Source organism: Pseudomonas sp. YQ_6 (assembly GCF_043103245.1).
Lineage (GTDB): Bacteria > Pseudomonadota > Gammaproteobacteria > Pseudomonadales > Pseudomonadaceae > Aquipseudomonas > Aquipseudomonas alloputida.
Map to the genome: position 1 here is coordinate 1 of NZ_JBICJR010000071.1, position 24,548 is coordinate 24,548.

Sequence of the window (24,548 nt, forward strand, 5' to 3'; positions counted from 1 at the left end):
GTGTCCAACTTCTTGGGGGCAGTCCACCTAAAGGACCGCGTCAAAACAGAGGCAAACAATCCACAGGTCAGCGACAGCTTGACGAATCGCTCGTCTTAGGTTTTGATTGCAACCATTAACTTTCGAATCGAAACTTAAGCGCACATGTCGAAACGAAACACACCACAACGGCGACACAATATTCTGGCTTTGCTCAGCGAGCAGGGTGAGGTAAGTGTGGACGCGTTGGCCAAGCGTTTCGCCACCTCGGAAGTGACCATTCGCAAAGACCTCGCCGCCTTGGAAACCAACGGCTTGTTGTTACGCCGCTATGGCGGGGCGGTGCCGGTGCCGCAAGAGTTGCTCGGTGAACCGGCACAACCCGTCTCTTCCTATAAAAAGGCCATTGCGCGTGCTGCTGTGGGGCGTATCCGCGAACATGCACGCATTATCATCGACAGCGGCAGCACCACGGCGGCAATGATCCCCGAACTGGGGCGCCAGCCAGGCCTGGTGGTGATGACCAATTCGCTCAATGTGGCCCGTGCGATTTGCGACCTCGAACATGAGCCGGTGCTGCTGATGACCGGTGGCACCTGGGACCCGCATTCCGAATCGTTCCAGGGTCAGGTCGCGGAGCAGGTACTGCGCTCCTACGATTTCGACCAATTATTCATCGGTGCCGACGGCATCGACCTCGGCCGGGGTACCACTACCTTCAACGAGTTGCTTGGGCTGAGCCGGGTCATGGCGGAAGTTGCCCGTGAAGTGATCGTGATGGTCGAGTCGGACAAGGTGGGGCGCAAGATCCCTAACCTCGAGCTGCCCTGGGGCAGTGTGCACACCCTTATTACAGATGAACGCCTGCCAGCAGCAGCGCGCGAACAAATTCAAGCCCGCGGCGTCAACCTGATCTGCGCCGCGATCAGCCAGGAGCAATAAAACATGTGTGGAATCGTTGGTGCTATCGCCGAGCGTAATATCACAGCCATCCTGATCGAAGGCCTCAAGCGTCTTGAATACCGCGGTTACGACAGCGCCGGTTTGGCTGTGCTCACCCAGAACGGTGAACTGCAGCGCCGCCGGCGCATTGGCAAGGTCAGCGAGCTGGAGGTTGCTGTTGCTGATGACCCATTGGCAGGCCAGCTGGGTATTGCCCACACCCGCTGGGCTACCCACGGCGCGCCGACTGAAGGCAACGCCCACCCGCACTTCTCGGGCAATGACGTGGCCGTGGTGCACAACGGCATCATCGAGAACCACGAGGAGCTGCGCGAAGAGCTGAAGGGGCTGGGCTATGTCTTCACTTCGCAGACCGATACCGAAGTCATCGTCCACCTGATCCACCACACCCTGAAGAGCCTTCCAAACCTGACCGACGCCCTTAAGGCAGCGGTGAAGCGCCTGCACGGCGCTTACGGCCTGGCGCTGATCAGTGCCAAGCAGCCGGACCGCCTGGTGGCCGCACGCAGTGGTAGCCCGCTGGTTATCGGCCTGGGCCTTGGCGAGAACTTCCTGGCGTCCGACCAGCTGGCGCTGCGTCAGGTTACTGACCGCTTCATGTACCTGGAAGAAGGCGACATCGCTGAAATCCGCCGTGATCAGGTCTCTATCTGGGACCAGCAGGGCAATAAGGTCCAGCGCGAAACCGTGCAGTATCACGAAGGTGCCGAGGCTGCCGACAAGGGGGCTTACCGTCACTTCATGCTCAAGGAAATTCACGAACAGCCAAGCGTTGTTCAGCGCACGCTTGAAGGCCGCCTGGGCAAGGACAACGTGCTGGTCCAGGCCTTTGGCCCGCAAGCTGCCGACCTGTTTGCCAAGGTGCGCAACGTGCAGATCGTTGCCTGTGGCACCAGCTACCACGCCGGTATGGTTGCGCGTTACTGGCTGGAAAGCCTGGCCGGCATCCCTTGCCAGGTGGAAGTGGCCAGCGAATTCCGTTACCGCAAGGTGGTGGTGCAGCCGGACACTCTGTTCGTCTCCATCTCGCAGTCCGGCGAAACCGCCGATACCTTGGCCGCGCTACGCAATGCCAAGGAGTTGGGTTTCCTTGGCAGCCTGGCGATCTGCAACGTAGGTATCAGCTCGCTGGTACGCGAGTCGGACTTGACCCTGCTGACCTTGGCCGGTCCTGAAATCGGTGTGGCTTCGACCAAAGCGTTCACCACCCAGCTGGTTTCGCTGATGCTGCTGACCCTGGCCCTTGGCCAGGTGCGCGGTACGCTAGAAGCCGGTGCCGAAGCTGAGCTGGTTGAAGAGCTGCGTCGACTGCCAACCCGCCTGGGCGAAGCCCTGGCCATGGATGCCACCGTCGAGAAAATTGCCGAGCTGTTCGCCGACAAGCACCATACCCTTTTCCTCGGCCGCGGCGCGCAGTACCCGGTGGCGATGGAAGGTGCTCTCAAGCTTAAAGAGATCTCCTACATCCACGCCGAAGCTTACCCAGCAGGCGAGCTGAAGCACGGCCCGCTGGCTCTGGTGGACAACGACATGCCGGTGGTTACCGTTGCACCGAACAACGAACTGCTGGAGAAACTGAAGTCCAACCTGCAGGAAGTGCGTGCCCGTGGTGGCGAGTTGGTAGTGTTCGCCGACGAGCACGCTGGCATGACCAATGGTGAAGGCACCCACGTGATCAAGGTGCCGCACATTGCCGATGCCCTGGCGCCAATCCTGTACACCATCCCGCTGCAGTTGCTGTCTTATTACGTGGCCGTGCTAAAGGGGACCGACGTTGACCAGCCGCGTAATTTGGCCAAGTCGGTGACTGTCGAGTGAAGTCAGGAGGCTTGCTGCAGTCATGGTTTCGTTGAATTAAAACAGTCGTCGGGCAATTAAAACTATCGCCGGTAGAGGAGAAGCGCTCGCTTCTCCTCATCGAGCGCTTTTACGAGCCTCCCCCGCTTCCCCCAACCTCTTACTGAAACGCTTCCTTCATACATGAGAAGCAATCTGTGGCTCTACTGGGCCGAGCCCAAGGCAGAGATCTTCGAAGTACGATAGCCAGTAAGTTGATGGACGATGCCAATGAGAATAGCCCATGCCTGATAGCTGACATGGGCGCCGGCAAGGCGGGATGGTAACGCCTAGTAAGCTGAATAGCAGTGAAGCACGCTGCGCCGATTACTGGATCAGCGGCACGCCACTCAGCGCTTGCAACTGCTCGAAGTCAATTTCCGCACAGATCTCGACCACGCGCAGCCCATCTGAGGTCACCTCCAGCACGGCCATGTCGGTGTAGATGCGGCTGACGCAACCGAAGCCGGTCGGCGGGTAAGTGCACTCGGGCACCAGCTTGCTTTCACCTGACTTGGTCAGGTGGTTCATCATCACGAACACCTGGCGGGCACCAGTGGCTAGGTCCATCGCGCCGCCCACGGCCGGAATGGAACCCTCGGCGCCGGTGTGCCAGTTGGCCAGGTCGCCCTTGACCGACACCTGGAAGGCGCCTAATACAGCGATGTCCAGATGGCCGCCGCGCATCATCGAGAACGAGTCGGCGTGGTGGAAGAAAGCGCCACCGGGGAGCATGGTCACGTGCTCCTTACTGGCGTTGATCAGGTCATCGTCTTCCTCCTCGGGCGCCGGGCTCGGGCCCATGCCCAGCAGGCCGTTTTCGCTGTGCAGGAACACTTCTTTGTCACCCAGGAAATTGGCCACCAAGGTCGGTGCGCCGATGCCCAGGTTGACGTAGGCGCCTTCCTGAATGTCTGCGGCCACGCGCTGGGCCATTTCGGTGCGGGAGAGCTTTTTGGTGATGGACATGGCAGACCTCAGGCAGCGTTGATGATCGAAGAAGCGGCAGCACCGGAAACGGCGACCACGCGCTGGACGAAAATACCCGGAGTGATGATGTGTTCCTGGTCCAGTTCACCGAGCTCGACGATCTGGTCGACCTGGGCGATAGCGGTCTTGGCGGCCATGGCCATGATCGGGCCGAAGTTGCGCGCGGCCTTGCGGTACACCAGGTTGCCCCAACGGTCACCCTTGTGCGCCTTGATCAGTGCGAAGTCGGCGTGCAGGGGCATTTCCAGTACATACATCCGGCCGTCGATCTCCCGGGTTTCCTTGCCTTCGGCCAGCAGGGTGCCGTAGCCCGTCGGCGAGAAGAACGCACCGATGCCCGAGCCCGCGGCGCGGATACGCTCGGCCAGGTTGCCCTGCGGGACCACTTCAAGCTCGATCTTGCCGGCGCGGTACAGTTCGTCGAACACGTAGGAGTCGGACTGGCGCGGGAACGAGCAGACCACCTTGCGCACGCAGCCCGCCTTGAGCAGGGCGGCCAGACCAATCTCGCCGTTGCCGGCGTTGTTGCTGATGATGGTCAGGTCGCGGGCACCAGTGGCGATCAGCCCGTCGATGAGCTCGGACGGCATGCCTGCCGTACCAAAGCCACCGACCATGATGGTCGAACCGTCGATGATGCCTTCTACCGCGCTGGCGATGGACTCAAACGTTTTATTGATCACAGCGAGCTCCTGGTTATTCCTGGAGTTGGATTGGTCTGATCAGCCGCTGAGCAGTGCGGGGAACGGTGGGCCACTCAGCGATTGGCGTTGTTTTGCTGATGTGGCTCTAGCGTGCCGCAAGACTGGGCAACAGTAGAGGGGGGAAAGTGGAATTTGTGCGTTTATCGAACAGTTGTGCGATGTTCGGTCATTCTCGCTGCTGCGCTTTTAGGTTGTCGCTCCAACGGGGTACCTCCTGAAAGTAGCTCGGAGGAGGTCAATGAAGAACGACAGCTTGGGAAACAGATTCAAGCTGTCCTGGGATATACGTCGTAAGTATCCGCTGGCGGTGTCTGATACTCCTCCAGCACCTCCGCCCACCGCCCACCGCCCACCGCCCACCGCGCAGGTGCTAGGCAAGATCGCCCTCTAAGGGAGAACCGGGCCGACGTACAACTTAAATCGCTTTAAAGGTTACAGGCTGGAATTGATGCTTCCGCTTGCTTGTAGTGCTCGCCCGATATTCTTCGCCGCCGCAATGGTCACGGACAGCGCTCGACGTTCAAGTTCCTCCGTGGTGCACCGCACTGCCGGCGCCGCGATGCTGATGGCGCCAACTGGGTAGCCGTCGATATCCAGGACCGGAACGGCGAGGATGCGCAGGCCCTCGGCGAACAGCGATTCCGTGATGATGTACCCATCCTTACGGATCTGCTCCAACACCTCGGACAACGGCCGTGAGAGAGATTTGCTCATGAAGGACGTGGACGAGGAAAGCTCTTTGATGCGCTCAACTTCGTGATCAGGAAGGAACGCGAGGATTGATTGGCCAATCGCTGTCTGGCAAGCCGGCACCGTTGTGCCAATGCGAATATCCACTCCAAGCCGAGTGATACCAGCCCTGACACGTTCCAGGTAGAGGACGTCTGCGCCTTGCAACACGGCGAAGCTTGCGGCTTCACTGGTTTCACTGACCAGCCCCCTTAGCACTGGGCGAACCAGACTGCGCAAGTCCGTGTGAGCAATGGCGTGGAAGCCCAAGTTGAGGATTTTGAGCGTGAGGGAGAATCGCTTGCTCTCAGGAATTCGAGAAACATAGCCGAGGTCCACCAGCGTATTCAGCATGCGATAGGTCGTGCCTGGGTCGAGCTCGGCCTTGGCAGCAATCTGGCTCAGGGTCAGCTCATCGCTTTCCGCTGTGAAGGCCTCCAAGACTCGAAATCCTTTGGCAAGAGACTGCACAGTGCTGCGCTGGTTTTTATCTTCTTCAGCAGCGGTCGTTTCGCTTTTTGTTGAGGTTCTAGGAGCCATGCGCGATATCTACCTGGTGTAATTCTTGTTTTCGGAATGCGAAAAAATTCGTTCAAAAAGAATAGCATCAGGCGTTGCCTCATCCCACCTTAGATTTCTGCCGCTTACCTAGTTTTCAGGGAGCGAAATGATGGCTTCCAGCCCTCCATTGTGGTTGATGAGGGTGATCTCGCCGCCATGCTGGCGGGCTATGGAGCGTACGATGGAGAGGCCCAGACCGACGCCGCCAGTATTACGGTTTCTGGAGTGTTCCAAGCGATAGAATGGGGTAAAAACGGCTTCAAGCTCTGAATCAGGGATGCCATTTCCCCTGTCCGTCACCGAAATGTGAACGTGCTTATCCGCACTGTAGACGCGGACGTCCGCACACTCGCCGTACCTCACAGCATTCTCGATGAGATTACGGATAGCTCGCCGCAGAGCGTCAGGCCGGCATTCCAAAATGACTTTTGAGTTGCAGGAGAACGACACGGCCATTCCCAAGGTGACCAAGTCTTCACACAAGCTTTCGACCAGTGTCCCGATGTCCATGGTCCTGGTTGGCTCGGTCACAGCATTGTCACGTCCGTACCCGATTGCGGCTTCAGTGATAGCCGTAATCTCATCCAGGGTCGCAAGCATCTTGCGCTGTACTTCAGGATCCTGAATGAACTCAACGCGCAGCCTGAGCGAGGTCAACGGAGTTCGAAGGTCGTGGCCCACCGCGGCGAGCATGCGCGTACGATCATCGACAAAGCGCTGAATTCTGCGTTGCATCTGGTTGAAGGCCTTGGCGGTGCGACGGATATCTTCAGGCCCGTGCTCGCGCAACTCCGTGCCTGAATGGCCTCGGCCCAATCGCTGGGCAGCGAGCGCTAAATCTCGCAGTGGTTGGCTGATGCCCCGAGCGATCAACACGGCAATCAAGGTTAGGGCTAGAGCGGTGATACCTAGGGATACCAATGCTCGGCGACTAAACGGAGAGTCCGTGACCGGCTTAGCATAAGCGGCATGTAACCAGGTGCCATTATTCAGCGGTGTGGCCACCCCCATTACATTGAGCTGAGGCAAGTAGATGAACCTAGCCGTCCGGGGGGAGGGCCACAGCGCTTCACCCGGCACAGACCAAGCCGCTGTCGCATCAATCGTTGCCGGTGGAACCTCATCTTCGCTTCGAAACTGTATGGAGAGCGTTCCCTGAGGCTTCCCATGACTCAACGGTTCAAGAAGATGCCGACGAGCGAACTTCCACCACTCTGAAGGCTGGCTTGGTGAGGCTGGAAACAGCCAGAATCGCTCGTAAGCGGTGCTGCTGACTTGAAGCGTCATCTGCCGCTCGTCCACGGGCATTCGGTCCAGGAGTGAGGCAAGGGATGAGGTCCGACTCAGAAAATCAGACTTCGCCACTTCCCTAAGCGCACCCGCGCGCTCGTCCCAAAAAATGCTGAGCGTCAGCGCTTGAGAGACAATCAGCGCCAATAGCATAAGCCCAATGAATCTTGCGGCTAAATTGGGGTTTCTTAGTTTCATGATGAATTGGAAACCAGGTGCACAAACGCGTAGCCGCCGCCCCAATGGGTTCTGATATAAATCGGGTTTTTCGGGTCTGGCTCAATCTTTCTACGAAGCCGGCTGATTTGGTTATCGATACTCCGGTCAAAGGGTTCGCTTGCACGACCGGAGACCTTGTTTAGAAGTTCATCGCGCGTCACTATTTCACCTGGTTTTTCTAGTAATGCAGCCAGCAATCTGAATTCGGTACCACTCAATGATACCGATACACCATCTGCACCTAATAATTCCCGTAGTTTGCAGTTCAACACCCATTCGCCGAAGCGGATCGACCCCTCCAGCATGCTGGAAGCACCTTCGCTTGCTGGCGTGGCCCGACGGAGCAGGGCTTTGACCCGAGCCAACAATTCACGGGGGTTGAAGGGCTTCTTGAGATAGTCGTCGCCTCCCATCTCAAGTCCGAGAATTACGTCCAGGTCTTCTGTGCGGGCACTAAGAAAAAGAACGGGAGTATTAGAGCGAGAGCGGATGTGCCTGCACAGGCTTAATCCGTCTTCGCCGGGCATCATGACATCAAGGATAATTAAGTCAGGCACATCCCGATCAAGCAGAGCCCTGAGTTCGTTGCCATCAGCTACAGCGGTTAGGCGATAACCTTCTTGGGTCAGATATTGTGCAACCAGTTCTCGGATATCCGGATAGTCATCAACGATTGCAATGTGCTGACTGGAACTCATTTGTAAACCATCTGATGGAGTCGAATCCTTTCAGCCTAAGGTACAGATGGCATTTTGAAAAGGGCTGTACAACTGACCTGATACAAAGCTGATACATTTCTGACAGGTTTGTAAGATATCAGGTGCATAAAACACAAAAACCGTCCCACAAGGGACAAACTTTTCACGCACCTCGGGATTTAGCATTCAGGTTCGATCACAAAAACGAGAGCCTTGAGATGAGCCAGTTCAAACACGCTGTCCTCTTCTGTCTGGTTTACCTCGCAAGCGGCCTGTCGGCCGCCGCCAACGCGGGTCCTTCCCGCCACCTCGCCGATGATCTTGAACTACACAGCGTCCACGGTTTCGGTTTTGCCGATGGCTTTCTCGAGCAGCGCGCTGTCTGAAGCCAAGATTCGAGATCTGGCGCTCAGCAGTATTCGTCCTCAGCTCTCAAGCATCGAAGGCATGGTCAACCACCTGAAGCAGCAAAAATAGGACGAAAGCGACGCGCTCGGCGCAGCGCAACTTGCTACGACCCTGGCCACGCAGCGTAAAAATGAAGGCGCCATCAGCAATCTGCAGGGACTCATTGCGCAGCCCTTGGCCTCGCAGCTCGGCGCAAGCTGCAAAAGGTCAAGACCAACCAGATGATTCAAAGCGCCCGGTTGATCGGTGCGGTAGGCGATAGATGGGGCTCGTAGAGAGTCGCGGAGCTGGTCAAGAACAACTCATAAAATCTAATGGAATTTCAAAGCGGGGGGACATGGCATAAAGGAATAAAAAATCAGTTGAAAGGCCCAAAAAAGGATGGGCCCTGACTATTGATGGTGATATTCTATTTGAAAATAACAAAAAAATTTCGCAATCCGAAAAAACAAAAAGGTGCGAAGAAAGATGAAGCAAATTTTCAAACAACATGCCTGCTCCAAGCGTGCCGTCTACTCAGATCCAGGCATCTGCAGCAGCAATTTCAGTCTCTCCATGATTGGGTCATGTCCTTCGCGTGCTATGTCCAGTTCACATCTGAGGCAAGCTATCATCCGCACCCAAATCAAGAGCGTCTCCTTTATTCATGAAGCGCAGTGCTTCGGTACTTCGGGCATTGCCCGGCTTCGCCCCTCATCGCCGTTCTCAAACGACTCTTTCAATACACCATTCAAAAAGCTTCCTGGCGTTTTTCGCAGCAGTCGTGGACCGGGCTATGAAGTGGTCGTTCTCAAAAAACTGATTACATAGCGTGGTGACGCTGAACTGACACAATATCAGCTTCTAGATTAACTACGCCATTGCACTGTGTTTACCACGGCAAGCTTTTGCTCGCCCCGAAAAACGCAAAAATAATAAAAGGTAGTGCTATGTTGATGCAGCAAGTAGAGACTGACCCCTTGCCGGACAAGGTGAAAAGCCAAGCCAATATAAGTGCCAGGTTAGAGCGACTCCCAATCACTAAGCAGGTTTTTTGGGCTCGGAACATTATCGGTGCCGCAACATTCTTTGATGGCTATACCGTCATTGCTATCGCTTACGCAATGCCGGTGCTGGCCAAGGAGTGGAGCTTGAGCGGTGCGCAGATCGGCATGATCCTGTCGGCGGGCTATCTGGGCCAGTTGTTCGGGGCGCTGATCTTTGGCTGGCTCGCTGAAAAGCTCGGGCGTATGAAGGTACTGACCTTCACCATCCTCCTGTTCGTATCGATGGACGTTGCCTGTCTTTTTGCCTCTAGCGCAGCGATGATGATCGCGTTCCGGTTCATCCAAGGCATCGGTACGGGAGGAGAGGTACCTGTAGCCAGTGCTTATATCAACGAGCTAATCGGCTCGAAGAAACGAGGAAAATTCTTCCTCCTTTACGAGGTCATGTTCCTGTTGGGCTTGGTCGGAGCCGGCATCATTGGTTACTTCCTGGTACCTATCTACGGTTGGCAAGCCATGTTCGCAGTGGGGATCGTCCCGGCCATGCTGCTGATACCGCTGCGCTTCTTCTTGTTCGAATCGCCGCGTTGGTTGGCTTCCAAAGGCCGCTTGGACGAAGCTGATCGCATCGTCACTCGGTTGGAAAACAGCGCGCTAAAAGCGGGCAAAACGCTGCAGCCTCCAGTGGAAGTGCCACAGATCCAAACGGACAAAAACGGTTTGGGGTGGAAAGAGCTTTTCAAAGGCATGTACTTCAAGCGCTCGCTGGTGATCTGGGCGATGTGGTTTGGCGCCTACATGGTCGCCAATGGACTAATCACCTGGCTGCCAACCCTTTATCGCCAACACTTCAACTTGCCGCTTGAAACAAGCTTGGCTTATGGGTTTATGACTTCAGCCGGTGGTGTAGTTGCCGCAGTAATTTGTGCACTGCTTATTGACAAAGTCGGCCGTCGCCGCTGGTATATGGGGGCGCTCTTCCTGGCTGCCATCCCATTGGCGATCCTGGCAACTACTGGTGCAAGTGCGCCACTGAAAATTTTGGCCCTGGCAGGTTTGGGATACGCACTGGTACAAACTGTTACGTTTTCTCTCTATCTGTATTCGGCAGAGCTTTATCCAACTCGACTGCGCGCTCTGGGAACCGGCGTGGGTAGTGCTTGGTTGAGAATGGGTTCTGCACTTGGCCCGATCATTGTTGGCTTTACAGTTTCCGGTGCGGGTGTTCAGTATGTATTCGGAACTTTCGCAGTCGTACTGCTGATCACTGCAACCATCACAGCTTTGTTTGCAATTGAAACCAAAGGGCGAATTTTGGAAGAGCTTTCGCCTTAATCTTCAATTAAAAGTTTCAAACGGCGGTATCTGACCTAGCAGCAACTTCAGAACACATCAATGTGTGTTTTGCGCCCGCGCATGCGTTAGTTGCGAAAATTAACTAAACCAGAGGTAATAGAAATGAGCACTAAAAACACCATCGACCTGAAAGGCCTCGTTCCCGCTCCAGTGACTCCGTTCACCCGTGACGGTGAAGTTGACTACGCCGCTATCCAGAAACTGGGCGCGTGGCTGGGCAGCTACGAAGGCGTCAAGGGTCTGGTTGTTTTGGGTCATGCTGGTGAAGGCACCTTCCTGACCCAGGCCGAACAGGGCCGCGTCATCCAGGCTTTCAAAGAGTCGGTTGGTGGCCGTCTGCCAATCATCGCCGGCATCACCGGTGAAGGTACTCAAGTCGCCGCTGAAGAAGCCAAACGCGCTGTAGACAACGGTGCTGCTGCTGGTCTGGTGTACCCATCCCACGGCTGGCTGCGCTTCGGCTACCAGAAAGGCGCCGCCCAGGACCGCTACAAGGCCATCTATGAGGAAAGCGGTCTGCCGCTGATCCTCTTCCAGTACCCAGACGTGACCAAGGCCACCTACGACTTGGAGACCCAGCTGGAAATCGCCAAGCAGCCTGGCGTCTTCGCCATGAAGAACGGTGTCCGTAACATGCGTCGTTGGGACACCGAGATCCCAGTAATCCGTCGTGAAGTGCCGGACCTGCAGATCCTGACCTGCCATGACGAATACCTGCTGCACACCATGTTCGACGTGGACGGTGCCCTGGTTGGCTACGGTGGCCTGACCCCTGAGCCGCTGATCGAGCTGATCGCTGCTGGTAAGCGTCGCGACTACCCAGCTGCTCGCGCCATCCACGACAAGCTGCTGCCGGTAACCCGCAACGTCTACCACCGCGGTTCCCACATGGAAGGCACCGTGGCCCTGAAACACGGCCTGGTTGCTCGTGGCATCCTGGATCACGCCACCGTGCGTTCGCCGCTGCTGCCTCTGGCCGAAGGCGCCGACAAGGAAATCGCTGACGCGCTGCGTAGCGCTGGCCTGGTCTGATCCCAAGCCAAGGCCAGCACTGAGCCAATTCGGTGCTGGCTTTCAGCTGAAATCCCGGCCAGGGCCCTGCGCATCAGGGTCTTGGCATCTTTCGATTCGGATTCTGCTTCACACACGAACAACGATCCGTTTTCCCGGAAGGACGGCATTCGCCCGCTCAACCGGTGATGACAGACCAACAAAGCCCTTCAATAAAAACAACAGGGGACAGGTCTTGAACATTCATGCAAATCGCAAAAGCCTCGTACTCGTCATTCCTACTCTGCTTCTGCCTATCAATGTTTGGGCTGAAGGGTTCGTGGAAGACACTAGCGCCACTCTGACCCTCAGAAACTTCTTTTTTGAACGCAATTTCACTGCGCCTGGTGTCACTCAGAGCCATGCCCGTGAGTGGACGCAGGGTTTTATCTTTGATCTCAAGTCAGGATTTACACAGGGCACCGTGGGCTTTGGCGTGGATGTCTTGGGTAAGTATGCAGTGAAGCTCGACGGAGGCGCAGGGGAGTATGGTGCGCTGCTGTTGCCCAAGGATGGCGATGGTGATCCAGCCGGAAGCTTCGGCAGGCTTGGGGTTGCATTAAAGGCAAAGCTGTCGAACACCGAGGTCAAGGTCGGCGAGTGGATGCCTAATTTCCCGGTCGTCACCGCAGACGACTTCAGGGCTCTGCCGCAGACTTTCCGCGGCGCTCAGATCGCTTCGCAAGAGCTCAAGAACTGGTCGTTTTACGCAGGCGAGTTCACCAAGACCAGCCTTCGGAATGACTCCTCCATGGAGGACCTCTCATTCGGATCTGCGCAGTCAGATTCCTTCACATTCTTGGGTGCTGACTACCGCTCTAGCTCCAAAAATACGACTGTCCGTCTCTGGTCGGGGGAGTTGGAAGACATCTACAAGCAGCACTACCTTGGGCTCATTCAGAAATGGCAGCTCAGCCAAACGGTATCGCTTACCTCAAACCTTGGCTATTTCTGGGGCAAGGATACGGGGGTTGCAAAGGCAGGCTCGTTGGATAACCAGACAGCTTCCGCTCTGTTCAGCCTCAACATCGCTCAGCACTCGATCAGTATCGGGCTGCAAAATGTTTCGGGTGACTCCGGGTGGATGCGAATCGGCGGGACCGGCGGCATTTACCTTGCGAACAACACCTTCAACCATGCCTTCGACAATCCTCGCGAAAGATCCTGGCAAGTTCGCTATGACCTCAATTTCGTTGGCTACGGGATACCTGGTCTGACTCTCATGACGCGGTATGTGCATGGCGATAACGTGGAATTGAGAAACGTCAAAGACGGTTCGGAATGGGTACGAGAATCAGAGCTGGGTTACGTGTTTCAGAGCGGCAAGCTGAGGGATCTAGCCGTGCGGTGGCGAAACTCCAGCGTCAGACGAAATTTCAACGCCAGTGATTACGATGAGAACCGCCTTATCGTCAGTTACCCGCTCAACATTTTCTAGAGGACCGAATCTCATCATGCAATTGCACGAAGCTACTGAAGTCATTGAGGTGCTTGGCCAGGCGTCCGCCAACGAGTTGCTCAAGGATGGGTGGACCCTGCTCGCAATAGTCCCGAGCGCACAATCCACCCCTTGGTACATCCTCGGCAAGCGTTCCTAGCTGGTAGCAGCTTGACTGGCATGCTGTGCTTGCGCTTCTGCGCCGATGACTCGAACTCGCGAAATTGGGTTGAAGCGGTCACTTCATTGTGCCGCTCTCGGCCCTCCGTTGCTCGGATGTCCCTTGCCGCTCAGGAGTGCAGTGCTCTTTCAGCGTTTCTCGCACGCACAACTGACAATTCTGCTTTCTACGCTGCTCGCACAGCGGCTGACGGAGTGTCCAAGATCAATGAGATGGCGTGACTTCGGGGCAACCCTTGGTATCGTTTGTTTCGTATTGACCATCGGGTGGAAACGGCGAGGGAGAACGCATTCGAAATCACCTTGGTCGATGATGTTGAGTTATCAATAGCCTATTAGATTCAGGGCACGCAGTAATACGATCTGTTGCAAAATTGCTTAACTGACCTTCATCGGGCTTATGAAGGTGAGGATTAGTACCGATAGCTTGCCTGCACTAAAAATATATTCGCACTGTTCTCGTAATTTGCACTGTATTCGGGTTGAAGGCCAGAGTTGTTCGCTTGGTTTACCGAGGCTTTGGATTCCCAGAGATAGCCATAAGCAAAGTCTATCGTCAGATCGGGGCTCGGCAAATAAGCGCCACCCAGGGTCACGACTTGGCGGTTACCAACCGGAACGCGCACGCTACGATCGGCATTGCTGATTGGCGACGGATCGTAGGCGTAGCCTGCACGCAGCAACCATTGTTGGTTCAATTGAAAGGATGTACCAACGGCGGTGGACCATGTGTCGTGCCAGTTCAATGGTTCGTCCACACGCTCCAGGCCCGCACTCTGGCCAAGGGCGGAAACATCGCTGTTGATGGCCTCAATCTTTTTCAGTCGACTCCAACGCTTCCAGGTGGTTCCCAGGTAGCCCGTCCAGCGACTATTGAAATGATGGGTGATAGAGGTGTCCACGGATTCGGGCATCGTGATGTCTATCTTGTTGTCATACTTTCCGTCCAGCGGGATAACGCTCGGAGAGCCGGAAACCTCGGTATGCCCTTTTAGGTGATAGCTCACCTTAGAGTGATAGTTAATCCCCCAACTTGTTGCATCACTCAAGTCAACCAAGAGGCCGACGTTGTAGCCAATTGCCGTGTCATCGCCTTTGAGGGTGATCTCTGTGTCCTGGCCGTTGTTCAGGGCCCCGCTGGCCAGGTAATTCTGAAGTTCTGCATCGAAATGGTTTATGGTCGGCCCGCCACCAATGGACACGTAATCATTGATCCGATAGGCAATGGTGGGCTGCAGGGTGACCTCCTTGGTCGAGCTATAGGAACCTTGGTAGCGCCCCTGAAAAGTGCTCTCGTATTCGTTGATCAGACCACTCGGAGCATAGAGGCCCAGACCAATCGAAAAACGATCATCAAGCGGCGTCGACATATAGGCGAAGGGCAGGATCGTCAAAGGTACCGAGTCCCCCTTATTTGTTCCTGCGACACTGCTCTGCGCATCACTAATGTCGTCGCTCCCCGAGATGATCGCCGCCCCGCCGGAAATCTCGGCACGTTTCAACTTGGTCAAGCCAGCAGGATTTCCGTAGATGGTGCTGGCGTCCAGTGCGGAAGACGACCTTCCCGCATAAGCAGTTCCCGCGCTGCTGGCACTTTGTTCGTTAAGAGCAATGCCATTGGCACCTGCAATTGTAGAGGCACTGAGCAGTGCCATTACACTGGTGTACTTAACCCACGCAGCACACTTTCGCTGAGCGGAGAGACACGGGATTTCACAGCCATTGATTTTCATTTTCCACCTCTCGTTTATTGTTTTTGTTGATTGCACGCAGGCAAGGCTTTGCCTTCCTGTGCACTTTTGAGTGCCGGTTGGAGTTGATCGAAGTGGTGTAAAAGAACCTGAAGAAACACCGCCAGGGCAAGACTGCTGGACTTACAAATGCGAGCCAGGGACTCAATTAAGCCATTCGACTTGGAGCTATAGCGCAAGAGCGGCGCCACGATTTCCTGGTTAGTTCCGGCCCGGATGCGGGCGAAATGCCCGCGACCAGAAGTGGTCATTCGTTCAGGCTGCGACCCTGACCTAAGGAAGCCTTGACTTCATCGCTTAGTCTTACCGCTTCGGCGACTTTTCCAGCGTCGAAACCGATCCACTCGATAAGCCGGCGCAGCAAGCCTGGCGCTTTCGCCACCAGCATCTGGCTGCGTGGCACCGTCACCAAGTCATGCCGCTGCTCAATGCAATCCACCAGGGCGGCCACCACCTGCTCCAACGCGACGAACTGCCAGATCCCCTGATGGTTATTCCAGACCAGGGTGGAGGACGGCCCATCAACGATCGCCTCCATCATCGGCGTTTGGAAGAAGGTCGGGTGGAGCGAGCCGACGCTCACACCGTGCTGACGAAGCTCCAGGCGCAAGCTGTCACACAGGGCCCAGACTCCTGCCTTGCTGGCGGTGTAGGCCGTGTTCAGCGGCGAATGAACGAAAGCCGCCATAGACGATATGGCCAGTAGATAACCCTGGCGTGCCTTCACGTGCGGCAATGAAGCGCGGAAGGTGCGCGCCACGCCGTTGAGGTTGATATCGATTACCCGGTCAAACGTGGCGGGATCAATATGCTCTAGGGCTACCACCGAGCTGACGCCAGCGCCGGCGACCACAACATCAATTCCGCCGAAATGCTGCGCGGCCTCTTTTAACGCCGTTTCCAGACTCTCAATTGAGCGCACATTGGCCACCCAACCGACAGCGACATTAGGCCCGCCCAGGGTGACAGCCATGGCATTCAGGCTATCCAGATCGAGATCCAGCAGAACCAGCTTCGCGCCTTTGTCGCGAAGGGCCTGCGCGGCGGCTCTGCCGAGACCTCCCGTGGCACCAGTGATAGCGATGACGCGGTCGTTTAATGAGTAGCTCTTCATGGGTGAACCTTAAGCAAGTAGTGGGGCATCAACTTGGGCTCTGGGTGCGAACGGTTTCTTCTTCCAATTGGTGGAGCAACCGTTGCAGGTGGGCATCGCGTGTCAGATGCCAGTCTGTGAAGACGTTGAACAGGCCGCGCAACAGTGAGATGGGCGCCCAGCGAGCCGGTACAACGATGCGCGGCTGGCGCTTTTGTAGACCGCGCACCACGCCACGTGCCACCTGTTCCGGTGCAATCGCCCGATGCAGGAAGGCCGGCAATAGGGTCTCGTTCATCTGGGTGGCGATGGCGTTGCCACCGAAAGCGACCTTGGCGATGGCGGTCGCCGTCCAGCCGGGATAGAGCACGCTGGCGCTGGCGCCGGTCGCACTTAACTCGGCGCGCAGCGAGCGGGCCAGCGACTCCACCGCTGCCTTGCTCGCGGCATAGGGCGCGTTGGCCATGCCGTTCAAGTAGGCATAGGTCGACGACGTGACCAGTACTTGACCCCGATTGCGCACGACCTCCGGCAGTGCGGCGCGCATCGCGTGCCACACCCCGAACAGATCCACCTCAATGATGCGACGGAACTCCGCTTCGTCGCAGGTGCGTAGGGTCGCCGGTACGCCTCGCCAGGAGATGCCGGCATTGGCGAAGGCCACATCGAGACGGCCGAAACGCTCGACTGCTTGGCGTATCACTGCTTTTGCCGCCTCGGCGTCGGTGACGTCGAACGCCAGCGGCAACACGCGTTGGCTGTTGAACTCCTGAGCCAACTTGTCCACCGCCTCCTGCGAGGTATCGGTCAGCACTAGGCTGGCACCCTGCACATACAGTTCGCGTGCACTGGCGGCGCCGATGCCGCCAGCCGCGCCGGTGATCAGAACCACTTTGCCTTGAAGGTCGTACATATTCTTATCTCTTCGTTGGCGTGCTTGGCACGTTGCGCTTGAGGAAGTCGAGTTGATCACCCACCACCTGCTCGAAGGCTTTGCCTACATAAATATCGAAATGCCCATGGGCATAGCGATGGATCTCATGACGTGGCGCGCGCCTGGCGTGACGCAGCGTCTGCTTCGCCGGTGCCACGCTGTCGGGATCGCACACGCAAAACAGCACGGGGGCCTGGATACGAGGTGTACTGCGCCCGGGGTAGTAGCGAATGATGTCCAGGGCAAAGCGCGCGGCGGCCTCTTTGCGGATGTGCGCACCTGACGGGATCAGCCCGTTATAGCCACTCCAGGCATCCGGCGAAGTCATGAATGCCGTATCGCCAGGTTGACCGGCGAGCGGAACCAGAATGGGTTTGGCGCCGAACCACGAGCCGATACGGTCGGCCAGGGCCAGCAAGGTGAGGCGAAGTGACACCAGAAGTTCGGTGGCAAGACTGGAGCTCAGGCCGTCGGTGAAGGGACATTGGGAAATGACAGCGGCCACCCTGGCATCGTCGGCGGCGGTGGCCAGCACATGCCCGCCACCGAACGAGGTGCCCCAGATAACGACACGCTGCGAGTCCACATCCGCGTGGCGGCGGGCGTGATCTATCGCGGCTTTCCAGTCTTCGAGTTGGCGGTTGATATCCAACAGTTGGCGAGGTTCGCCATCGCTGTCGCCGAAGTGGCGATAGTCGAATACCAGGCAAGCGTAACCGGCGGCGGCGAAGCGGGTGGCAAAGGCTGGCAAGCGCATCTTGCGCGTCCCGCCAAGCCCATGCGCCATCACCACCACCGGGAAAGGTCCGGCGCCCAGTGGGCGGTAAAAGTCGGCAACGCAACGCGAGCCGTTGGAGAAGAACTGGATTGTCGCTGGTGCCAGAAGATCGGTGATCGTGTTCATGAACGGCATCTGCTGGAATGGCTGGAGTGTCATCATTCTCGGCCGCTGCCGTTAGGAAGGCTTGACGGTATCCGACGACTTGCTTGACACTTTGCGCCAAACAACAAAAGGCCAACTGACCCAAAGAGGCCCGATGAGCCAGCCTTTGTATAGGCGCGTGGTGCCCGAGACCTACGTGCAACTGCTCTATGAATACCTGGAGGCGCTCGGTCATGAGCCTGAGTCGGTGCTTGGCCAGCCCTGGCCCACACCTGCCCAGGAGGGTGTCGGCGGCGTTGATGTGGAATGCTGGGATCGCCTGCTGCTGACGGCGGCGCAGGCACTGGACGACCCGCTGCTGGGCCTGCACGTCGGTCAAACCATCAGCGCCCGGCATATCGGTGTGCTCGGTTCGGTGCTGCTGGCCTGTGGTAATTTCGGTACGGCTATGCAACGCCTGGAGCGCTACATTCGCCTGGTGTACGACGTCATTCCCATGACTCGCCGCGACGGCGACGGCTGGTTCGAACTGGTCTGGGATGTCAGCCAGTACCAGCCCGGACCCTTGGTGAACGAAACCGGTATGGTTGCCATAGTGCAGTTCTGCCGTGCCCTAGTGCGCGGCACGGCCAACCCGTTACGAATCGATTTCAATCATCCCAGCCCCCTCGATACCAGTCCGTATGAAGCCTTCTTCGGCTGTCCGGTACGCTTCGGCCAGGCCGAGGCGGTACTGCGTTTCTCCGCGCAACTGCTCGAACTGCCCTTCAAGAGCCCCGACCCGGCGCTGGTCTCCCTGTTGGAACAACATGCGGATCGTCTGCTGGCCCAGTTGCCACAGCAGGATGAATTCGTGGAACAGCTGCGTAAGACCATCACCCATGCTCTGCGCGAAGGTGAGCCGAGCATAGAGCGAATAAGCCCCCAGCTGGGCACCTCGTCACGCACGCTACAGCGCCGTCTACAAGAAGCCGGCACCAGCTTTCGCTATGAGCTGAACTTGGTCCGCCACGAACTAGCGTTGTCGTACCTGCGCGATCCACGCCTGCAAATCGTGGATATCGCCATGCTGTTGGGCTATTCGGAGCACAGCGCTTTCACTCGCGCCTTCAAGGAATGGAGTGGAAGATCGCCCCATGAGGCGAGGCAACTCAACTCGGAGAGTTACTGGGCGGGGAGTCCATGGAATTAGAGAACGCTTCGGGGGCAGGCTCAGTCCAATCGCCAAGCAGCGATAACCAACCTATCAGCCAGGCCTTGCTGGAAGCTCTACGCTCGTAGGCTCTGGACCGTTGCGATCCGCCATTCCGAGCTCTGGTCACAGCAACATGTACGCAATCATCAGCATGCCTAAAACACGAAGCCATGCCCGAGCTCTCTCTCCATCCACGCCAAGAAACGCCTGACCCTTTCGAACCCTGAATGGGCTTTCGGAAACACCAGATGATGGGCCGCCACAGGCGCGCTGAAGATGTGTGGCACGACTTCCACCAGTGTTCCGGACGCAAGGTACTTCTGCGCTAATAACGTGCTTTCGAGTGCAAAACCCAGCCCGTGACTGGCGGCCTCCAGGGACATGTAGGAACGATCGAAGCTCAATGCGTAGGGCTTTTCCGGGCGGGCGAGTCCGTGTCGAGCGAACCAGGCCGGCCATTTCAACAATGTGGCCTCGGAGAGAATCAAGTCCCGACGCAGTAGATCCGACGCGTCGTCGATCCTATGCCGGGCCAGCAGTTTCGGTGAGGCCAGCACGGCAAATGCCTCATTGCCTAAGGTGCGCACCTCGTAGCTAGGCCAATTGGGTTCGCCATGGCGAATGTCTACGTCAATCTTGTCGCGACTGAAATGCAGAGATTCATAGGAGCACGACAAGTTGATCTGGATATCCGGGTGCGCCATCCGAAATGCCTCCAGCCTTGGCATTAGCCACAGCAGGCCGAAACTCGGTGAGGAATGCAAACGCAGGCAATCGAGGCTGACGTCGCTGCTGGCCCGTTCCGTGGCGACGGAAAGACTGTGCAGAATGCCGGAAACGTCTTTCAGATACTGCTCGCCAACGGGGGTCAGGCTGACGCCACGCGCCGCGCGAAAGAACAGTTGTCGACCAATCAGTGCTTCGAGCTTGGCCAATTGATGGCTGACAGCCGAAGGGGTGAGGTCTAGCACTTCCGCCGCGCGGGCAACATTACCGAAGCGAGCAGTTTGCTCAAAGGCCTGAATCGCTCTCAGGGGTGGAAGGGCCGGCGCGGTATCGTCAACAGATCGCATATCAGTCACTTCGCTCGCAGCGCATATTTTTATTGGGGACCTTCATTCAATCATTTAGCAATCAGGGTGACGAGTGCTGAATTTTTTTCAGCACCCAATGATTTTTGCGTTATTGCTCAGGGCCTGGGCCGAGACCAAAGTAGGCCCATCGATTCCGCTGAATCGACCTTATAAAAACAATCAGAGGTCACACCCATGCTTCTTCAAGGCAAAGTCGCAATCATCACTGGCGCCGCATCGGCACGCGGGATCGGCCGGGCAACTGCGGCCACATTCGCTGCTCAAGGTGCCCGCGTGGTGATCCTCGATCTGGATGAAGCCGCTGCCAGCGATGCCGCAGCGTCTCTTGGCGAAGGACATCTCGGCCTAGCGGCCAACGTCGCCGATCAGGCACAGGTAAACCAGGCCGTTGCACAGATCATCGAGCACTTTGGCCGCATCGACGTGCTGGTCAACAACGCTGGCATCACCCAACCCCTCAAGACCCTGGACATCAAGCACAGCGACTACGACAAGGTGCTCGACGTCAGCCTGCGCGGCACTCTGCTGATGTCTCAGGCCGTCATTCCCCTGATGCGCGAGCAACGTTCGGGCAGCATTGTCTGCATGTCCTCGGTATCGGCACAGCGTGGCGGCGGCATCTTTGGTGGCCCGCACTACAGCGCAGCGAAAGCGGGGGTACTGGGCCTGGCCAAGGCCATGGCACGAGAGCTGGGGCCGGATAACGTGCGCGTGAACGCCATCGCCCCGGGTCTGATTCACACGGACATCACTGGCGGTCTGATGCAGGACGATCGTCGTCACGCGATCATCGACGGTATTCCACTGGGCCGTCTGGGCGAAGCGCAAGACGTCGCTAACGCCGCATTGTTTCTGGCCAGCGATCTGTCGACCTACCTGACCGGAATCACCCTGGATGTAAACGGCGGCATGCTCATTCACTGATGCACATTGCGTCAGCCCGTGCGGCTGACGCTGTTCTGAATCGATAAAAACAAGAGATCAGACCATCATGATTACCACCCTGTCATTGGACGTGGTTTCGGCCGTGCGCTCCAACGCATACCGCAAGACTGCCTGGCGACTGATGCCGTTCCTGATGCTGTGCTACCTGTGTGCCTATCTGGACCGGGTAAACGTGGGCTTCGCCAAGTTGCAGATGATGAGCGACCTGGCCCTAAGCGAGGCCGTTTACGGCCTGGGCGCCGGCATGTTCTTCATTGGCTACTTTCTCTGCGAAGTGCCCAGCAATCTGATCCTGCACAGGGTCGGCGCACGCCGCTGGATCGCCCGGATCATGATTTCCTGGGGGATCATTTCCGCCCTCTTTGCCTTCGTTGAAACCGCCTGGCAGTTTTATGCCCTGCGTTTTCTGCTTGGCATCGCTGAAGCGGGTCTGGCTCCTGGCCTGTTGTTGTACCTGACCTACTGGTTCCCGTCCTACCGTCGCGCAAAGATGACCGTGCTTTGGTTCGTCGCGATTCCATTGTCGGGGATGATTGGCGGCCCACTGTCAGGTTGGATCATGAATCAGTTCGCAGGTTTTCATGGCTGGGCGGGCTGGCAATGGATGTTCGTCATCGAGGCGATTCCAACCGTCATCGTCGGGTTGTTGGTACTGACCTATCTCAAAGATGGCGTGCATCAGGCCACCTGGCTGACCGATGAAGAAAAGGAACTGGTTACCAAGGAGCTCGCCGAGGACAACGCCCACAAGGTCACTCATGCCTCACCTCGGGAATTCATCCGCGATCGCCGCCTATGGCTGCTGGCCTGCATCTACTTCTGTGTAGTCATGGGCCAGTACGCGATTACCTTTTGGCTGCCGACCCTGATCCGCAATGCCGGGGTATCGGACCCACTGCATATCGGCATGCTGACCAGCCTGCCTTACATGTGCGCCATCGTCGCCATGCTGCTGATGGGCCGTAGTGGCGACAAGCATCGCGAACGTCGCTGGCATCTGGTTGTCCCGATGATCGCAGGCGCCATCGGCCTGACGCTGGCGGCGCTGCTGGGCGGCAACCTGCTGCTGTCGGTACTCAGCCTGTGCCTTGCAGCAGCTGGCGTGCTCTCGGCTTCCTCACTGTTCTGGATGCTGCCCACTACGCTGCTCGGCGGCGTGTCAGCCGCAGCAGGTATCGCCGGTATCAACAGTTTCGCCAACCTTGCCGGGTTCTGCTCGCCTTACCTGATCGGTTGGATCACCACTTCCACCGGTTCCAGTGCCATCGGCATGTACCTGATCACCGCAGTGCTGCTCGCGGGGGCCACGCTGGTCCTGCGCATTCCCGCCGCATCGGTCAATCGTTAACTCGCTGGAGTAGTCACCATGACTGTCAACGCACCCGACACTTCGCTCTCGGCGCTCGCCGAACGCGCGTACAACATTCGCCGCCATGCCCTGCGCATGGGGCAGGTCCAGGGCCAGGGTTATGTCGGCCAGGCCCTCGGCGCCGCTGACTTGCTGGCCGTGTCGTACTTCCATGCGCTGCGCTATCAGCCCCACAACCCCGAATGGGAGCAACGCGACCGCTTTTACCTGTCCATCGGTCACTACGCCATCGCCCTGTATGCAGCGCTGATCGAAGCCGGCGTGATCCCCCTGGAGGAACTGGAAACCTATGGTTCGGACGACAGCCGCCTGCCGATGTCGGGCATGGCCGCCTACACGCCGGGCATGGAAATAACCGGGGGGTCGCTCGGCCACGGCTTGGGCATAGCGGTCGGCGCCTGCCTGGGCCTGAAACGCAAGAAATCGGATTCGTTTGTCTACAACCTGCTCTCGGACGGCGAATTGAACGAAGGATCAACCTGGGAAGCCGCGATGTCGGCTTCTCATTGGAAACTGAACAACCTCATCGCAATCATCGACGTCAACAACCAGCAAGCCGACGGCTACTCCAGCGAAGTGCTGGCATTCGAGCCCATCGTTGATCGTTGGCAGGCGTTTGGCTGGTTTACCCAGCGCGTGGACGGCAACGACATCGGGGCCCTGGTCGCCGCGTTCGACGCCGCACGCAACCATCAAGGTGCACAGCCGCGGGTCATCATCTGCGATACCAAGATGGGCAAGGGTGTGGACTTTCTCGAGTCACGTGAAAAAACCCACTTCATCCGCGTCGATGAAAACGAGTGGGATCTGGCATTGCAAAACCTTCAGGTCGGGAGAATCGTATGAGCCGCGTAAACACCACCGAAACCGGCAAGAAGCGCCTGACAACCTCGGCCATGATCGCTTCGATCGCTGCCGAGGGCCAGGCCACCCGCTCAGCGCCGTTCGGTCATGCGTTGGCGGCACTGGCCGAACAGCGTTCGGACATCGTCGGCCTGTCGGCGGACCTGTCCAAGTACACCGACCTGCACATTTTCGCGAAGGCGCACCCGGAACGTTTCTATCAGATGGGCATGGCCGAGCAATTGCTGATGAGTGCAGCCGCTGGCATGGCACGCGAAGGCTGCGTGCCGTTCGCCACCACGTACGCGGTATTCGCTTCGCGTAGGGCCTATGATTTTATCTGCATGGCCATCGCCGAGGAGAACCTCAACGTCAAGATCGTCTGCGGGTTGCCGGGCTTGACCACCGGTTACGGCCCCAGCCACCAGGCAACGGATGATCTGGCTATCTTCCGCGCCATGCCGAACCTGATGATCGTCGACCCATGCGACGCTCTGGAGATCGAGCAGGCGGTGCCCGCCATCGCCGCCCATCAGGGACCGGTGTACATGCGCCTGCTGCGCGGCAACGTGCCGCTGGTATTGGACGAATATGGCTACAAGTTCGAGATCGGCAAGGCCAAGACCCTGCGCACCGGAAAGGACGTGCTGATCATCTCCACCGGTCTGATGACCATGCGCTCGCTAGAGGCCGCAGCGCAGTTGCAGAAGGATGGCGTCGATGTGGCAGTACTACACGTACCCACCATCAAGCCACTGGACGAACAGGCGATTCTGGCTGAGGCACGAAAGTCTGGACGGCTGGTGGTCACCGCCGAAAACCATTCGATCATCGGCGGCCTCGGCGAGGCGGTGGCGGGCCTGCTGCTGCGCAACGGAGTAACGCCGACATTCCGCCAGATCGCCTTACCCGATGCCTTCCTCGATGCCGGCGCTCTGCCGACGCTGCATGACCGCTACGGTATCTCCACCGACGCAGTGAGCGCGCAGATCAAGGCTTGGCTGTGACTTGATACCTGGAGATAGAGCCAGCCGGAATTAAAGGCGGCTCTATC

Annotated in this window: 23 protein-coding genes; 13 read left to right on the top strand and 10 right to left on the bottom strand. The window is 57.5% G+C overall.

What is annotated here, in order from left to right; all coding sequences use genetic code 11:
• Nucleotides 1–144: 144 nt before the first annotated feature.
• Together ACF8FG_RS24680 and glmS are read left to right on the top strand one after the other, a co-directional pair.
• On the top strand, nucleotides 145–921 hold the full coding sequence (locus ACF8FG_RS24680) for a DeoR/GlpR family DNA-binding transcription regulator (RefSeq protein WP_014589194.1): 777 nt from the start codon (nucleotides 145–147) through the stop codon (nucleotides 919–921).
• Nucleotides 922–924: 3 nt separating this feature from the next.
• Nucleotides 925–2,760, top strand: a complete 1,836-nt coding sequence (gene glmS / locus ACF8FG_RS24685; RefSeq protein ID WP_014589193.1) for a glutamine--fructose-6-phosphate transaminase (isomerizing) — start codon at nucleotides 925–927, stop codon at nucleotides 2,758–2,760.
• A 345-nt stretch (nucleotides 2,761–3,105) separates the two neighbouring features.
• Here glmS and ACF8FG_RS24690 read toward each other — a convergent pair whose 3' ends face one another.
• The 5 genes from ACF8FG_RS24690 to ACF8FG_RS24710 all read right to left on the bottom strand — a co-directional run bounded on the left by ACF8FG_RS24690 (nucleotide 3,106) and on the right by ACF8FG_RS24710 (nucleotide 7,969).
• A complete protein-coding gene (locus ACF8FG_RS24690; protein ID WP_012054149.1) occupies nucleotides 3,106–3,747 on the bottom strand; it encodes a 3-oxoacid CoA-transferase subunit B in 642 nt (213 codons plus the stop codon).
• Between the two features lie 8 nt (nucleotides 3,748–3,755).
• Nucleotides 3,756–4,451 (bottom strand): 3-oxoacid CoA-transferase subunit A, encoded by a 696-nt coding sequence (locus ACF8FG_RS24695; protein ID WP_012054148.1) that lies wholly within the window; start codon nucleotides 4,449–4,451, stop codon nucleotides 3,756–3,758.
• A 453-nt stretch (nucleotides 4,452–4,904) separates the two neighbouring features.
• Nucleotides 4,905–5,741 (bottom strand): IclR family transcriptional regulator, encoded by an 837-nt coding sequence (locus ACF8FG_RS24700; protein WP_012054147.1) that lies wholly within the window; start codon nucleotides 5,739–5,741, stop codon nucleotides 4,905–4,907.
• A gap of 108 nt (nucleotides 5,742–5,849) precedes the next feature.
• On the bottom strand, nucleotides 5,850–7,250 hold the full coding sequence (locus ACF8FG_RS24705; RefSeq protein WP_014589191.1) for a cell wall metabolism sensor histidine kinase WalK: 1,401 nt from the start codon (nucleotides 7,248–7,250) through the stop codon (nucleotides 5,850–5,852).
• Nucleotides 7,247–7,969: a response regulator gene (locus ACF8FG_RS24710; protein ID WP_041166810.1), complete on the bottom strand. Its 723-nt coding sequence runs from the start codon at nucleotides 7,967–7,969 to the stop codon at nucleotides 7,247–7,249. Before ACF8FG_RS24710 ends, ACF8FG_RS24705 begins: the two co-directional genes overlap by 4 nt.
• A 218-nt stretch (nucleotides 7,970–8,187) precedes the next feature.
• Here ACF8FG_RS24710 and ACF8FG_RS24715 point away from each other — a divergent pair, with 218 nt between their 5' ends.
• The 6 genes from ACF8FG_RS24715 (at nucleotide 8,188) to ACF8FG_RS24740 (ending at nucleotide 13,367) form a co-directional block, all read left to right on the top strand.
• The gene (locus ACF8FG_RS24715; protein WP_155295209.1) at nucleotides 8,188–8,355 is read left to right on the top strand and encodes a hypothetical protein; all 168 of its coding nucleotides are present in this window, start codon (nucleotides 8,188–8,190) and stop codon (nucleotides 8,353–8,355) included.
• Between the two features lie 490 nt (nucleotides 8,356–8,845).
• A complete protein-coding gene (locus tag ACF8FG_RS24720) occupies nucleotides 8,846–9,187 on the top strand; it encodes a hypothetical protein (protein ID WP_135198625.1) in 342 nt (113 codons plus the stop codon).
• 119 nt (nucleotides 9,188–9,306) lie between these two features.
• On the top strand, nucleotides 9,307–10,698 hold the full coding sequence (locus ACF8FG_RS24725) for an MFS transporter (RefSeq protein ID WP_014589189.1): 1,392 nt from the start codon (nucleotides 9,307–9,309) through the stop codon (nucleotides 10,696–10,698).
• 123 nt (nucleotides 10,699–10,821) lie between these two features.
• Nucleotides 10,822–11,751, top strand: coding sequence for a dihydrodipicolinate synthase family protein (locus tag ACF8FG_RS24730; RefSeq protein ID WP_012054141.1), 930 nt, complete (start codon nucleotides 10,822–10,824; stop codon nucleotides 11,749–11,751).
• Between the two features lie 214 nt (nucleotides 11,752–11,965).
• The gene (locus ACF8FG_RS24735; RefSeq protein WP_318077732.1) at nucleotides 11,966–13,207 is read left to right on the top strand and encodes an OprD family porin; all 1,242 of its coding nucleotides are present in this window, start codon (nucleotides 11,966–11,968) and stop codon (nucleotides 13,205–13,207) included.
• 16 nt (nucleotides 13,208–13,223) lie between these two features.
• Nucleotides 13,224–13,367, top strand: a complete 144-nt coding sequence (locus tag ACF8FG_RS24740; RefSeq protein WP_165366962.1) for a hypothetical protein — start codon at nucleotides 13,224–13,226, stop codon at nucleotides 13,365–13,367.
• A 433-nt stretch (nucleotides 13,368–13,800) separates the two neighbouring features.
• Here the strand turns inward: ACF8FG_RS24740 and ACF8FG_RS24745 are convergent, their stop codons facing one another.
• The 4 genes from ACF8FG_RS24745 to ACF8FG_RS24760 form a co-directional block, all read right to left on the bottom strand.
• A complete protein-coding gene (locus ACF8FG_RS24745) occupies nucleotides 13,801–15,120 on the bottom strand; it encodes an outer membrane protein transport protein (protein ID WP_135198626.1) in 1,320 nt (439 codons plus the stop codon).
• 265 nt (nucleotides 15,121–15,385) lie between these two features.
• Nucleotides 15,386–16,252, bottom strand: coding sequence for an SDR family NAD(P)-dependent oxidoreductase (locus tag ACF8FG_RS24750; RefSeq protein WP_014589186.1), 867 nt, complete (start codon nucleotides 16,250–16,252; stop codon nucleotides 15,386–15,388).
• Between the two features lie 28 nt (nucleotides 16,253–16,280).
• The gene (locus ACF8FG_RS24755) at nucleotides 16,281–17,144 is read right to left on the bottom strand and encodes an SDR family NAD(P)-dependent oxidoreductase (protein WP_014589185.1); all 864 of its coding nucleotides are present in this window, start codon (nucleotides 17,142–17,144) and stop codon (nucleotides 16,281–16,283) included.
• A gap of 4 nt (nucleotides 17,145–17,148) precedes the next feature.
• Entirely contained in the window at nucleotides 17,149–18,069 is a 921-nt protein-coding gene (locus ACF8FG_RS24760) for an alpha/beta hydrolase (RefSeq protein WP_041167116.1), read from the bottom strand.
• Between the two features lie 133 nt (nucleotides 18,070–18,202).
• Here ACF8FG_RS24760 and ACF8FG_RS24765 point away from each other — a divergent pair, with 133 nt between their 5' ends.
• Entirely contained in the window at nucleotides 18,203–19,240 is a 1,038-nt protein-coding gene (locus ACF8FG_RS24765) for an AraC family transcriptional regulator (RefSeq protein ID WP_014589183.1), read from the top strand.
• Between the two features lie 158 nt (nucleotides 19,241–19,398).
• Here the strand turns inward: ACF8FG_RS24765 and ACF8FG_RS24770 are convergent, their stop codons facing one another.
• On the bottom strand, nucleotides 19,399–20,316 hold the full coding sequence (locus ACF8FG_RS24770; protein WP_019437636.1) for a LysR substrate-binding domain-containing protein: 918 nt from the start codon (nucleotides 20,314–20,316) through the stop codon (nucleotides 19,399–19,401).
• Nucleotides 20,317–20,511: 195 nt separating this feature from the next.
• Between ACF8FG_RS24770 and ACF8FG_RS24775 the strand changes: the two genes are divergently transcribed.
• The 4 genes from ACF8FG_RS24775 (at nucleotide 20,512) to ACF8FG_RS24790 (ending at nucleotide 24,501) form a co-directional block, all read left to right on the top strand.
• Nucleotides 20,512–21,261: an SDR family NAD(P)-dependent oxidoreductase gene (locus ACF8FG_RS24775; RefSeq protein ID WP_134697402.1), complete on the top strand. Its 750-nt coding sequence runs from the start codon at nucleotides 20,512–20,514 to the stop codon at nucleotides 21,259–21,261.
• Nucleotides 21,262–21,328: 67 nt separating this feature from the next.
• A complete protein-coding gene (locus ACF8FG_RS24780; protein WP_318077728.1) occupies nucleotides 21,329–22,630 on the top strand; it encodes an MFS transporter in 1,302 nt (433 codons plus the stop codon).
• A gap of 18 nt (nucleotides 22,631–22,648) precedes the next feature.
• Complete coding sequence (locus ACF8FG_RS24785; protein ID WP_014589179.1) at nucleotides 22,649–23,497, top strand: transketolase; 849 nt, start codon at nucleotides 22,649–22,651, stop codon at nucleotides 23,495–23,497.
• Nucleotides 23,494–24,501, top strand: a complete 1,008-nt coding sequence (locus ACF8FG_RS24790; RefSeq protein WP_318077727.1) for a transketolase family protein — start codon at nucleotides 23,494–23,496, stop codon at nucleotides 24,499–24,501. The genes ACF8FG_RS24785 and ACF8FG_RS24790 overlap by 4 nt, the downstream gene beginning before the upstream one ends.
• Nucleotides 24,502–24,548: the final 47 nt, after the last annotated feature.